A 13,941-nucleotide genomic window follows, 5' to 3' on the forward strand; every position below is an offset into this window, starting at 1 on the left:
CGTATCATTCCACGCCGCAAGCGCCACTAGCGGCCGGCTATCGTGCGGTTTATGCACGCACAATTCGACGAAGCAATCCGCAACGCGCTCATCGTCCGCATCGTTTTCGCCCCCGCATCCGAGGTTTCCCCACCCACCCTCATCGCCCGCGCATGGTGGCGGGGACAGACTGACGGTGTCTCTCTACATCCTGGAGCTGGAATCGCTATTTGATGAGCTTAGGGCAGTCGGCAGTCTATGACTGAAAAAGGGAGACTATGGCTTTTCCAATAAGGTCGCCAAGCTCAATCGGCACTGCATTTCCAATCTGTCTTGCGATAGAAGTTTTTGAGCCAACCCACTTATAGTCATCTGGAAAACCCATCAAGCGGGCAGCTTCTTGGTGGGTGATAGCCCTGTTCTCTTCCGGGTGGAGATATCTGCCCTTTTCGGGCTTGTTAAATTCAGTGCGAATAGTGACAGACGGACGGTCCCAGAATAGTCTCCCCATTACATCTCCGGAGCCTGTCTGGTGTCGTAGCCAACACGGGGCTTTCAGATTATCGGGAAGATCGAAACGATTTCCTCCCGGAGGGATATGTGAGAATCGTTCTAGGGAAAGCGTCGTGAACTTTCGCGTAATGTGGAGCTCCGAAGTTAGAAATGGTCCTGGTCGTAGCTTTCCATCATGCTTGACCATTCGATCAGGCAATTCTGTTTCAATGACTTTTGGTTCGAGTCCATTAAATGCATCTCGGACTGTTCTGATTTGACCGAAAAGGGAAGTAGGCGCAGGTAAGTTTAGTTTTGGGCAGTCTTCCCTTGTACCTAGAATAATGACGCGCTTACGTGACTGAGGTGACCCGTAGTCGGCTGTATTTACGATATGAACGGATGCGTTGTAATGTTGCAAAGCCCCTTCATCGAGTTCTTTCTGGAAGACATTTAGCTGCTCGGACTTTGTGAATTGAGGAACATTCTCCATTACGAAGTATCGGGGAGACGTTTTCTCAACTACTTTGGCATACTGCTCCCAGAGAAAGTTCTTTTCATCATTCTCTTCTCTCTTACCCAAAGTCGAGAATCCCTGGCAAGGTGGTCCACCGACTACAACATCTGTTTTGAGTGGTGACGCCGAGTCCGCCCATTCAATTATTGATTCAATAAATACGTCTGACGAGCGGAAATTCTGTTTGTAGGTTAGCGCCGCGTCGAGATCCCATTCGACAGCTTGAAACGGGGTGAAAACACCACTTGAGGAACAGAGTCCAGCAGTTAAACCGCCAGCTCCCGCAAACAAGTCGGTAATCCGGATCTTCATTTTGCAGGAGCCTTTGTGTCGAGGGATAAGTTAGTGAATCATCTTAGCCAACGCTGTCTTGGAATTGGAAATATCCTCCTTCGGGGTTTTGAGGAGTACCGACCAGGACGGCGCGATCGAGATAGCTGTTCAACATTTCACAGGAAACTTCAGGCGCGAGCATGCAATAGTGGCATGCGACCAGGTTTCGGTTGTTGACGCCGTGAGCAGAAGATTCTCCGCAAACGGGGTCAGCTGAACACCAACGTGCGGTTTCGAGCGCGCTTCGCATTGTTTGGCTTATGTTTTCCTCAGTGCCTAATGCACACAATCCGCCGAGACTTCCGGCCGAATCAGTACCTGCAGTGTATAGAAGAATTCCAGCCTGGTTTTCTTCAGCGAAAACCCGCTCTCGAATTGAAGATGCTGGATATCCAGCGACGAGGGAAAGCTCTTGCATGAGGATGTGGGCCAGCGAATGAAGGAGTAGCAGTCGAGGTGTAACGGCAAATGTTTCTTCGCTATTGGTGACGGCTTTGTTTATCTTGGCCGCACGGCTCAACGCAAAATCTGAAACCTCCCATTGGGACACTGCATCCTCACTTAAGCGGATGAAAACGCCCTCGCCGAATGCTTCAATAGCTGGAACCCAAAGCTGTGGTTGGTTCGACAACAGTTCGATGTTCATTCTGGATTTTTCTTGCTTTGGATCGACTCGGGAGAATCCAGTTAACGCTCTGACCTCCCGCAATCTTGGGACCATTGCGGTCTCTACTAGTGAAAGTTCCCGAGCCTCCGTTGACTCGACTGGCTTGGTAATGCAAACGAACTTTTCTGATCCCGTAATCTCATCCTTTCCTTCGACGAATGCCCTGTATTCGGCATTTCGAATCTCTTGATCAGATTCACGGGTTCTGTTTCCCTCAATTTCATCGAGAGCGGCAGCGTACAGCTCGATAGGCTGATTCTTTGAATTCGCCATCTCGCGAAACATTCTCAACTGAGATGATTTATCCATGCCACGAAGAATCGGGGCGATTGCTAATACATCCGAGTAGACGGGATTTTCTGGTCGATCGATGCTAATAGCAGAGCGAACCTCTGCTTGCCATACTCGGGTAGCACCACGTTGTAAACCGACTTGCTTCTTTTCACAGTTTCCGTTGATGGTATTGAGCCAAGGCGAATTTCCAGGGCAACGGAAAGTCAGCCCGCCCTCTCCCAAAGCCCCTTCCATTGAGCGTTCAGCACCGCACTTGCACTTGACGGAAATGCCAGCGAGAGAGTCATCATCGCTCGAAGTGATGAGGGAAAGACTATGTTGGGTCGAATCGTTGACCTGTTGTTGAGCTTTTTCTTCATCGGTGGACTGGTGTACCCATGCGAAATATGGAAAATCTTGTAGGTGACCGTCTTCGCAAGCAGTGACAAAACGCGATGTCACGAGTTGGACCTTATCGGCTTCGATTCCGTCGTTCATACAGAACTTACATGAATTGATTAGACTATCTTTCCTCTTTCCTGCAATGTAAATCCATTCACTTAGACGGAAGCAGCGGGGACAGGAGACATACTCAGGGAAACGGGCTACCGGAATACCACTGTTTCCAGATGGCGGCTGAATTAATCGCTTGTTTCCTAGGGCCCGCGAGAATGTTTCTTCGACGATCTCTGTTGAAGGCTTTTGCGTATTAGGGTCGATGTTGTACTTACTGAATGGATCTGGCCATTCATCCAAACCAAGTACGATAAAGCTCTCTTGTTCGATCGGCAGCATTGAACCGATTCCGTAGGTCGTAATGAGCTGGGAACGCCTTACGGATGCGAGGTATTCAATCTTCTTTTTGTTGCGCCCCTTAGCCATTATTGTGCTCCTTTTTGTTGTGGCGGTTGGAGTCTTCAGTTCTAGGGAATACCCGCTGGTAGACATTTGTTTCGGCATCTACATCGCGGAGAGAAGTCAAAGTTTCCCAAGGGACACCGATTCCGAATCGATCCGAGTCTTCGTCCTGGCCAGCTTGAACAAGCAGCGAACCAGTGGAATCAGGTTTGCCCCGTTTGGGGTTTACCATTTTTCCATATCCGGTGAGGTAGCCATTCTCGGCTGCTTCAATCCATTCATCTAAGAGTGCATTCAGCCTCGTCTCAAGGGCGAGAGCATCTGAATCGAATTCGCTTACGCGATGAGCTCGGCGAACGATTGGCTTGATTACTTTTTCCCGGATTTCATTTTCGAAAGCCTGGACTTCTTTGGCTCCATTCGAAGAAGATAGAAGTTCGAACATTAATCGAACTGCTGATACAAGGACTCCGTGTGCACCACGATCTCGAGCTCTGGCAGCGAAAGGAGTCGCTGTCGTAGCTTCAACGGACCGGTAAAGGGTGTCATGGAATGGTTCGAATGATTCGAAATGGGAGACGTCACGAGTTCTTGCAGCGTTAAAAGCTACAAATACGAGACCAGGATGCTGACGGCCGACCCTACTGGTGGCTTGAATGTACTCAGAAGTATTTTGTGGTTGGCCTGCAACTACCATTAATCCAAGTCGGTCAATGTCCAGGCCAACCGAAATCATATTAGTTGCAAGAACGATGTTTGGAGCATCACTATTCTGCTGTTCCATCTTCTTGCGGATGGTAATGATTTCACCCGCGTTAACACGAGAAGTCAGTTCGAGTGGTGGGTTGCTGTCAATGTTTTTGCGGGGATCAGTTCCTTCACGCTTTGCGATGATTTCAATTCTTTTTGGAACGTCATCGACGGCTTGCAGATATGCAGAACCCAAAACTCGCAAACTATTAAAGTATCCAAGAAGTGTCCAGTATGGATCAATAGCCTTTGAGGAGGCAGTGGAAACTTCGGCAGCCTGTAGGACTGCGGCATAGAGTCGAACGAGAAGTGATGCTTGTGATGTTCCTGGTGCAATTACACCGATGTAACGCCTTGTTCCAAGCTTGCCGCGGCTAGCAGTCTTCGAAAAGTAATTATCTCCAGGTGTAATACCAGCTGGAGGAAATTGGAAAGCCTCCCGGTCGAAAACAGCTCGAACCTGTTTATTGGCCCTTCGGATAGTAGCGGTAGATGCGATGACTTTTGGTTTCGTGCCTGAAATATTTGATAAAGCTGTATCGATTGCAGCTTCGTAGAGGCCTACCATGGTTCCAAGAGGGCCCGAAATCAGATGGAGTTCATCTTGAATAATTAAGTCAGGTACGCAGTATTTTCCATCAAGAGAAAAAAGCAGTCTTACGTCATCCCTCCATGCCATTTGAGCAAATTTATCGACAGTACCAACGATCATCGATGGTCGAAGTGCATATAGATCTTCATCCACAATGTAGAGAGGTAGTCCGTCATTGAAATCGCATGAGAGTCGAGGGCAGCTGATTTGCAGGTGATCGGTGACTTTATAATCTAGGTAGGAGATTGTTTCGCCACATGCCGGACAGCTACGTATTCTGATGAGGATGGATTCATCCGGCGAGGCGGTACCTTTTACAAGCTTACGAAGTTCTTGTTCCGCAGTAGCTAGGGTGTTTGGACTTGAGGATTCACCCACCCACATGCCTAGAGAAATGGGCACCGTTGAATCTGGCAGCTGGTTACGTCGAATTGTCTCCAATGCACAAATGAGTCGGGCTGCACGATCAAATTGATCCGTAGTTAGCAGTCGAAGCGTGTAACGCATGATTGCCGAAACTCCACCATCATTTGGATCAATCAGTCGTCGATAGAGGATCGAGAATCCGATACAGCCAAGATATGCTTCGGTTTTACCACCGCCTGTAGGGAAGAACAGTAGATCCGCCAACTCGCGGTCTTCATGTCTCGGATCTGCCAAGGCTGGGAGGTTTATCAATATGAAAGCAATTTGGAATGGCCTCCAACGTTGTTCGAAGTCTCGGCAATTGTTGAGGTCTACTGCTGGAATGCCATTTTCATCTCTAAGTGCGAGTCGTTCATTAATCGTCCGCTGTTGAATCATCGCAAAGCTCATAAGTTGGAATGCTCGCCAAATTGTATCGTCGCTTAGTGATTCGATGCCCTTACGAATACGCACGAGACAGCGCTCTGCATCACGCAGGTTATTTTGGCCTATCTCGAACTCGCGCTCGTCAATCTTGCCGGAATCGAACTCGGCCTTTAGATCTTCAGTACGGATATCAATCCAACCTTCGTATGCATTCGCAAGAAGATGAAGTTGGCCGCCATCTCTTTCAGTTGCAATGCGTCCCATCAAAAGGTCAAATTGCGGTACGTCTCCATAAACACCAGCATCTGGGCTCGCAAGATGGACTTCGTAGCTAGGGAAAAGCGTAGTCTCGATCACGGAAACTTTGTCAGAAGTTTGATCTGTGGAGTCGATTTCTTTCACGTCCCAATGCGGTGAACAGCTGTGTCCTTGTGCCAGAAATTGTTGGTCGCGATATAGGAAATCGAGTTCCTGAAGCTCGGAGTCGCGATGGTTGAGTTCGAATTCTGGACGTCCATCAACAAAGTAGCCCTGGTCTGTCTGAACCTTGATGTAAGGTCTAAACCAGCAAAGCGCATCTTTTCGAGTCTTTGGCGTAGCCTGATTATCATTTACGAGGGTTACGGTTACTCGAATCCGGCCGTTTACCGGCTTCCTGATCAAGTATGTAATCCTCAATGAGCCATTGCTACCTGGAACTTCGTCCGAAACCGTGTGCCCGTAGAGCGTCCTATCTCGAACCGAGATCGAATAACCAGTCGCTGTACTTACAGTAACGGGTCTCCATTCAGATTGACGATCAGCTTTGTCGCCATCGCAGACATACCTCGTGGCGGAACCTGAAACCAAAATACTCTGGGTATCAGATTCATCGTTGATGGCAAAAGTGATGCCGATAGAGGATGGTTTCTGAGTGTTTGAGTAAGTAACTTCACTTACCGGTTCCGTATCAAAATCATCGATTATTGGGTCCATGTCAAAGTCATGGTCTGACGCTTTGGTGAATGGAGTTTCATTAACGATGTCCGCATTTAACTCACCATCCGCCAAAGACGCATCCATCTGTGGATGGAGAATTCCGCACAGGATGCGATCCAGTGGGTAGCCTTTAATAACCTCGCCAGGTTTGCCCATTAAATCATCTTGAACGAACTGGGCTAATTCTTCGCGGGCCTCATATCGTTCCGAAAGTGATGGGGGACGATTCATTGTTTCTGACATGATCAGTTCCGCTTTCTATAAGTAATCGAACTAATACCACATGGACGTGCGGCTAAAACAGGGGTAATTTCACTACCACTTCCATGGAATCGTGTTTCGAAACCATCGATTGGTACGGGGGAGAGCTCGGGCCACTCAGACCCAGTTGATAAATCCTGAATGATATTGGTAAAGCCTTCACTAGCATGACCAATAGGGTGACCGTCAATTAGGCACCAGTAGATGGGGCTCGTGCCGCCCAGATGGTGGGCCCTGAAATCAACAAAATGTTTCTTGTTCTGGTCAAGGCTCCGCAGAAAGTCTTGAGTTTCAGGATTCGCATTAACTTCGAGGTCTACTGGAAGAACTGAAATAGCAGAAACGAAGTCGCGTGAATATCGATAGCTTTTCTTTAATTGAATCCAGCGGTTCCACCTTGTGGAATACCTCTCGAATTGATGCGAAACTGCGAAAGTTTTTTGGCGGGCTCGAGATAGCGCTACGAATAGAAGCTCTTCTTCGACGTGTTCGCCAGCAACGAGCCTTTCAGGATCGTGAATGCCCACCAATTCGAACTCTTGCCCCTTGCTTTGGTGAATCGTACTCACCACTAGTGCAGTTTCTGCTGAACTTGGCTTCTGTCGGTGAATTGGTAATAGCTCAATTGCGCATTTTTGCCAAGACATCGTTCTATTCGATTCAAGATCCAAGCATTCATCAATATCACGGTAATCAGCAGTATTTGCGATCGGGGAGAGTGCATCTCTCAATTTGTGTGTGGTGAATTCAGGGGAATTCAGTTCGAATGAAGCTAGCGCAATAGCTGGTGAGAACTGCCGGCGATCATTTCGTGAGAGGTGTAATTCAAGCTGTTTAGGAAAAGAATGATTCAAAAGACTAAAAGCTTCGAGAACTTCGAAATTATATCGAAAAAGAAGTGCCGATCGGCTAGAGGTAATCGGTCGAAAGCTTCCCAAGTTTTCAAGAGGAACGGAAATACAACCTGCCTGAGCTGCATCTAGTATACGTCGGCTCGTTTCGGATCCGATATTTACACGAGCGGGGGTAATTGAGTCGATCAATTCCTGCTGGGACTTACTCGAAGCGCGGAATTGTTCGCTCAAGGTAAACGTTTGTGAGCATCCCAAAGCTTTGAGCTTCTCTGTGAACTTCGCCCATGCCGTCGATTCATCAGTAGAAATCATTCCTTTGGGACTTGAAGTGGAATTCTCCATAAAGGAATAGATTGATTGCGCGGGGTCAGCAAAGATTGTGATTCCACAATCGTCAGGAATGTATTTTAGGTATTCGAGAATAAATGCCTGACGATTTCCATATACGTCCTGTGCTTCATCGATAATCACGTGACATAGGTCAGAAGAAACTTCGTCTTGATATTTCAGCACAATATCGCGAGCGATTCTAAGCCGATTTTCGAAATCTGGATTCGGTGTGTCGAAGTCGTCTAGTTCTTCATATTCACTGCAAAGCTGGAGGGCTAGTGAGTCGATTGTCCTGGTATCAATATTGAGATCACATGAGGCGATGTAATCCTCAAATGCCCAGATTGCACTTCGAACCGAGGCCCTCGAGAATGAGATGAACAAGATTGCTCGTTCCTCAGGTGCCTCCAGCTGTGCTTCGATACTTTTCATGAGTTCGAGTGCAGCGCGAGTCTTGCCCGTTCCAGGTCCGGCAATAACGAGCCCACGAGCACTGTAACGTCTTTCAACAATCGCTTGTTGTGAAGTAGAAAGCAACGTCATTTACAGTTCTCCCTGTTTTCCGAAAAGAGAACGGCTTGAGTCCGTCAGCTTCTCGAACTGCTCGTAATTGATGCTGAGATCGAACTGCTCGATATTGTCCAAGACGTTTACGATATGGCATTTCTTAGTTCCACCGTTCTTTGGTCCGCGCAGTCCACGGCCAATCATCTGCTGATAGCGTACTTCGCTCTGTGTAGGGCGCGTGATGTAAACAGCATTGGTCCCTGGGAAATCAAAACCCTGAGAGAGTACCGCGTAGTTAGTAAGAACGCGAAGCTCTCCGTTCTTAAATCTTTCAACTGCAAGTCGCCGTTCGCCAATTGAGGTGTTTTCGCTGATTGCGGCAGCTGGGCAGCCCTGCATAGTCAGCAGGGTCGCAATGGTTTCCGCGTTTTCAACTGAAGCAGCAAACACAATGATGGACCAATCCGAAGGCTTTTCGAGGATAGATGCAACAATGCGATTGGTCCTATCGATATCGGATCCCAGCTCGATCTCAGAATGTCGAGGCAGCCAATGACGCTCTCGGAAAGCTTCAACTTCTTCAGGCGTCAATTTAACGAATGAATTTGTGTCGATATGCTCCATCTCTACATGGGAAAGGACGAGATCTCTTTGAAGTCGCGCCAGGGGTTCTTCATCGCCGAAAACTCCCTTGTCTAGGATATTCTCGTCGAATCGCTTTAACAGGCGTTGGGTCTCAGGCGAATCTGAGCGACCCCGGAATGGGGTTGCAGTGAGACCGAGCAGCAGTTTGTCGCGCTGATGTGCTGCACGTCCAGTCCACTCAAGAATCTTTGTATACGTTGGCGCAAGAGCTGAGTGAGCTTCATCAATAATTACTAGAGGGGTTTCGCGAAGCCACTCGTAATCTGGATTGCCGATTGTTCGGCCCATTTTTTGATAGGTTGAAACAACCACTTGTACACCAGAGACTTCTTCTTCTGCGTTGTAACGTTGTCCAAAGTGCCGGCTTAGAGTCAGAGGTGTACCTTGCCGTCCTAGGCCCCGCCAAATGTATGCCCAGACATCAATGGCTTGTTCGCATAGCTCTTCATTGGAAACAATCCAAAGTAGGGTTCCATCGAAGGGAGTTCCGTCTTCGGAATCGAATTCTCCTGCGGTAATCGACTCTACGATGGATTGGACTGCTACGCGTGTCTTGCCTGCACCCGTTGGCAGCGTAATCAAACCTCGCTTCTTTTCCGTTCCACGGATCATCTCACGAAGCTTGTCGGAGACTAGTTGCTGATAATCATGGAATTGTGGCGGCTTTGCGGGGCCTTCAACGAATTCCGACGGACTTGCAGGAGCAACTGACTTGAAGCCTGCCCACCGTTCACTGAATCCAAGCTCCTTCACCCACTTACGTGCTGCGTAAGTTCCATGCCAACGTTTAGGTGGTTGGCCGATCGAATCAGGCAAGGTGGACTTAGAAGCTAGTTTCTCCAACGTGCTTGGCCCGTACATCTTTGTGCATAATTCGGCCAGCTCGATTCCTGAAGGAATTCTTTCTGACGATTCCTCCATCATTTTGAATACCTGGGCAGGAATCAAAGTCATTAGGTATTCGTCGGCAAAGAGTAATGAGATACGTTCTGCGTCACTTGCTGCGGCTCGTAACTGAGCGCGAAGCTTTTGGTTCTTCTGCTTTTCGATATCTTCGATGATTCTATTAAGGGTATAGTCATCGAAACTCTGATCAAGACAAAGGAATACGTGTTCTAGTTGTCCCCTAAGGGTTTCCGAAGTAGTGAGAATCAAGTTTCCTTCACGCCCACGATCAACGACCTTAGTTGTCCTTGGTCGTCCTGGAACAGCGCTGGCGATAACCAGCGATTTACAAGCTTGAACTTCAATGCTATCTAAATCGATATCCTGTTCAAGGTGCATCCATAAAGTAGGGAACATGGTCGCAAGTGGAATTGAATCAAGAACTGGTTCATAGTCGAATTCACGTGGCACACGGTGACTTGGCATGAAACCCCAAGCTTCTGCCATTTGGTTCACGTCTTCTGCTGAAACAACAGGGAGCGTAGGAATTCCAAGATCCTCAAGAATGGTTTCGAGCTCTTGATCTGCGGAAATTGCTACTTCCTCGGGAGGTAAGTATTCCCAGTTTTCACCGACCCGCACATGGACTTGCGCAGGAGGTGTTTCAGGTTCAACAAAAGCCCACCATGCGTAAGTTTTTCCAAGTAAGCCCTCATTCTCCTTTTGGCGATGGAACGCAGCCATTTCTTTAAAGTCCTCAGCTTGAAGTTGGTCCATTGCCGTTTTGATTCCAAGCTGTTTTGCTGCATTTTCCGTTAGTGAAAGACCACTTATTACTGGCACGATATCTTCGACTTCGGTCGATTCATCGTTGAGTGCAAAACTGTTGGCCAAACCAACTAGACCCATAGAACTCTCGATGATTCCGTGGCGGCGAAGTAACCAATACTCAGGGTGCAGGGCTTTAACAGAAGTCTTTGTTTGCGGATGTTTGGCGCGAATTGTAGGGGTATTGGAATAAGTAAGTAGATACTTTGTGATATGGGCTCGGTTTGTATCGCTCATCTCAGCAAAATGGTTCAATGGTCCATGAATCGGAGTATCTTCGCCGTATGCGATTCCGTCCCATTGGTGACGTTTAAGCCCAAGCTGAATGCCAATTCCTTCACGATTGGCTTTCTTGTATTTCTTGAACCACTTCTCGTTGAAGTGATCGAAGTTACGGAACGGGTGTGATTGAATTCCAAGCTCACGTAGGATTTCAGCATCGGCACCGTGATAGCGATTATCGACGAGATAGTCCGCGTCTGCCGCTAAAGGCTCAAGGAGAGCGCCAGGTAGGTAATGCCCATCAGGGAGCACCCATTGGCCTCGAAGGTTCCTAACTTTGATGAGCAAGCGATGCTTTCCGAGCAGGTCCTCGCGAAAACCTCTCCGGACGTCCTCAATATCAGAGGACCTAAGAATCGACCAAGCTCGGTCCCAATTAATTCTTGTAGTGTGACGAATGTCAGCCAATAACTCAGTCAGTTGTCCTGATTCGGCGTATGCATCGATGTCGAGTGCATTCAGCGCCCTAAGAGCGCGATCATTTTCAACCACTCGAGCATCGATAAACGCAGGGCCGCGGTCTTTCTCATTGCTGCGTACAAAACACTGGCCGCGAACTGGATACTGCCAAATACCAGTTTCCAATAGTACGATTGCAGCTTGCCTAATCTCTGTTTCGGTACTGCGCACGTTTTCTGGTTCAGTATTTAGAAGAACTTCGTGTGCTGCGGAGAGAGCATTTATAGATTCCTGGGGGAGTTTCTTTTTTGGATGAATGTAACAGGAAAGCCACTGAGAGAGCTTTCCATACTTCGACTCACCAAGAAGTCGCTTCGCTTTTGAAGTTCGTTCGCTGTTAGAAGTGCATGAGGGATGAATCCATTCGTCCTTTTGGACAGCTTTCTCGAGCCAATCCGGCGTTAGTGACGTTGGTACTAGTTCTGGCGTCAGCTTGAGAGTGGAGGGACTTCGAAGCTCACCATCGCCATTCGGAAGGCAACGTGTACCGCGAAGTGCTTCATAGATAGGTTCATTAATAACTTCATCAGCCCAGCTTCGGGACTCACGGCCACGTGCGGGGAGAATATCTAAGTACCGGCCAAAATCAATCTCTGCAAGGCTTTGACGAGCTTCAACCACTAATTCCGGGACCACCATTTCTAGAATTTCCCGGTTGAATTCCCCTTCAATGACATTAATTCGATCATCGGAGAGTTTGAATGGGGCATTGATTTTTCCAGAAAGAGTAACTTCAGATTGGACAGGAAAGAATGCGGAAAGTTGTCCAACGCCTACTTTGCCGTGAGTCGGAACTGCCCAACTTACAGTGACTTTATTTCGACGGGCAGCTTGGCCGGCACTTTCAAGTGCCTTGTCTGAAGGTATGTGGGATTTGCTGAAAACTAGCCAATGGGACTCTTTACCATTTGCGTCTTCAAGAGTTACTTTCTTTCCAGCGCGCTTAGCCTTGAATTTGCGAGTAATCTGACTAATTTCGGACGTCATTTTCAGGCTTTTTACTGCAGGAGCAAAAAGGCAGAACGACTCGTCGAATTCCCTAATTTCTTCTTCCAAAGCTGTGCTCGCCCCTGTTAGGAGTGGGATCTTAATTATGGTTACTGCCCAATTTGCGAGTTTTCTAAGCAGCGGATCACGATCGAACTCAGCCTGAGGATCTAAAAGCCATGCAAGCCTCAAAACTGGAACGTCAAGAACATCGGTAGAGGAACCCAGATCGTTCGAGAGCTCTTCTTTGGTCTTATCTCTATTGAACTCAAAAGATACAGTTTGGCTGAAAATCTGTGGAGCTTCAGATATTCCGCACATTGATTTAAAGCCCAGGCCAAATCGTCCGATTTCCTCGCCCGTCTTTGCAGAAAGATGTGCATAGAGCAGTGCTCGGACGCCTTCTTTTTGAAATGGCTTTCCCTGGTTTGCAACATACAGTGCATCTTCGGTGAGGTGTACTTCAAGTCTTCCAGGGGCGGTTTGCAATGCATCGGCAGCGTTTTGAATTAGCTCTTGGATCTGCTTTCGTCCATAACCGCCTTCGGCAATGCTCCGTTCTTTGCGGAAGTCTTCTTCGATACGATTTCGGTCAGTGCTGTAGACCTGAACGCATCGTTCGCGGTAATCATCAACCGCCGCCATAAGTTCATCCGAGGGGGATTGCCAATCTTGGAGTGACATCTCAAACCTTTCATTTTCAGGGGGATACCTTCTAAGATATGCTCTCGCTTTGACATAAATCCCCTGGAATTAAAGCTAATCGAAACTATGTTTTATGTGAGTCCAGATAGGGATAGGATTTCGTCGAATTCACCCTTCGAAAGAGGGCGTACTCCTTGCATGAAATGGAAACCAGGCTTGGAGAAACTGTTTGCTCTAGTTTCGATATATCTCTTGCCGATTTTTAATGGGACAGGGTTGGGAAACTCATAGTATTCAGTTAGTTTTGCGCGATGCTGTGGTTGCCCCGAAGTACTTAACTCACTAATAGGGTTTACGCTTTCAATTTCGGCCACCCCGAGATAGCTTCTACCGGGCTTGCCCGGATAGCTTCTTCGCCCGGTATAGAAAACCGCAACGTCTCCTGGCTGTATGCGACGCAAGTATCGGTTAGGGAATGTGTAGAACTCGCCGAGTCGGTCATTGTATTCATGCCCAGATTCGGTAAATCCACTGACAGTTAGAACGACATGCATGGATCAATGATAGGTCTCAATTGAGCAACATATGGGCGATTCAATAAGAAGGGGTAATCTCTCATAACAGGGGTTGCTACTGCTGCAAGGCCATAATCGTAGGGATATCGGCTGGGGCCCAGGAAAGCTCGGACAGCTGAGTGCGGGGGACCCAGCGGACCTGATCGTGGTCGGTGAGGGTGGGGGTGCCTTCATCGATGGTGCACAAATAGGTTGCCAATTCGATGGTGCGAAGTCGTATTCGTGCACCGTGGTGGTGACGTGGTCGCCGATTGAGGCTTGGATGCCTAATTCTTCGTGGAGTTCGCGGGCCAATGCCTGCTCCGGGGTTTCGCCGGGCTCTATCTTGCCGCCGGGGAATTCCCAAAAGCCGGCCATCGACTTACCTTCGCGCCGTCGGGCGGCCAAGACAAGCGGGCCGTCGGTGAAGACGGCGCCAACAACTTTGATAGGGGAGGAATCCATACATGCCA

Annotated in this window: 6 protein-coding genes and 1 pseudogene; 1 reads left to right on the forward strand and 6 read right to left on the reverse strand. The window is 48.3% G+C overall.

Annotated features, from left to right (window positions below; genetic code table 11):
• The first annotated feature begins 51 nt into the window (after positions 1-51).
• Entirely contained in the window at positions 52-213 is a 162-nt protein-coding gene (locus tag CENDO_RS11145; protein ID WP_168707169.1) for a hypothetical protein, read from the forward strand.
• 22 nt (positions 214-235) lie between these two features.
• Here the strand turns inward: CENDO_RS11145 and CENDO_RS04470 are convergent, their stop codons facing one another.
• The 6 genes and pseudogenes from CENDO_RS04470 to CENDO_RS11340 all read right to left on the reverse strand — a co-directional run bounded on the left by CENDO_RS04470 (position 236) and on the right by CENDO_RS11340 (position 13,933).
• Positions 236-1,300 carry a DNA cytosine methyltransferase gene (locus CENDO_RS04470; protein ID WP_136140969.1) on the reverse strand — a complete coding sequence of 355 codons (1,065 nt, stop codon included), beginning with the start codon at positions 1,298-1,300 and terminating at the stop codon, positions 236-238.
• 43 nt (positions 1,301-1,343) lie between these two features.
• Positions 1,344-3,143 (reverse strand): DUF1998 domain-containing protein, encoded by a 1,800-nt coding sequence (drmB, locus tag CENDO_RS04475; RefSeq protein WP_136140970.1) that lies wholly within the window; start codon positions 3,141-3,143, stop codon positions 1,344-1,346.
• Positions 3,136-6,474, reverse strand: coding sequence for a helicase-related protein (locus tag CENDO_RS04480; protein WP_136140971.1), 3,339 nt, complete (start codon positions 6,472-6,474; stop codon positions 3,136-3,138). Before CENDO_RS04480 ends, drmB begins: the two co-directional genes overlap by 8 nt.
• A 2-nt stretch (positions 6,475-6,476) precedes the next feature.
• Complete coding sequence (locus CENDO_RS04485) at positions 6,477-8,219, reverse strand: UvrD-helicase domain-containing protein (RefSeq protein ID WP_136140972.1); 1,743 nt, start codon at positions 8,217-8,219, stop codon at positions 6,477-6,479.
• Complete coding sequence (locus CENDO_RS04490) at positions 8,220-12,953, reverse strand: DEAD/DEAH box helicase (protein ID WP_136140973.1); 4,734 nt, start codon at positions 12,951-12,953, stop codon at positions 8,220-8,222.
• A 591-nt stretch (positions 12,954-13,544) separates the two neighbouring features.
• Positions 13,545-13,933 (reverse strand): annotated as a pseudogene (locus tag CENDO_RS11340) ((deoxy)nucleoside triphosphate pyrophosphohydrolase).
• Positions 13,934-13,941: the final 8 nt, after the last annotated feature.

It is taken from the genome of Corynebacterium endometrii (genome assembly GCF_004795735.1).
Classification (GTDB): domain Bacteria; phylum Actinomycetota; class Actinomycetes; order Mycobacteriales; family Mycobacteriaceae; genus Corynebacterium; species Corynebacterium endometrii.

What these genes read in the sequence shown, in the direction of transcription:
- CENDO_RS11145 (WP_168707169.1), top strand. Translation starts at nt 52, where the DNA reads ATGCACGCACAATTCGACGAAGCAATCCGCAACGCGCTCATCGTCCGC.
- CENDO_RS04470 (WP_136140969.1), bottom strand. Translation starts at nt 1,300, where the DNA reads ATGAAGATCCGGATTACCGACTTGTTTGCGGGAGCTGGCGGTTTAACT.
- drmB (WP_136140970.1), bottom strand. Translation starts at nt 3,143, where the DNA reads ATGGCTAAGGGGCGCAACAAAAAGAAGATTGAATACCTCGCATCCGTA.
- CENDO_RS04480 (WP_136140971.1), bottom strand. Translation starts at nt 6,474, where the DNA reads ATGTCAGAAACAATGAATCGTCCCCCATCACTTTCGGAACGATATGAG.
- CENDO_RS04485 (WP_136140972.1), bottom strand. Translation starts at nt 8,219, where the DNA reads ATGACGTTGCTTTCTACTTCACAACAAGCGATTGTTGAAAGACGTTAC.
- CENDO_RS04490 (WP_136140973.1), bottom strand. Translation starts at nt 12,953, where the DNA reads ATGTCACTCCAAGATTGGCAATCCCCCTCGGATGAACTTATGGCGGCG.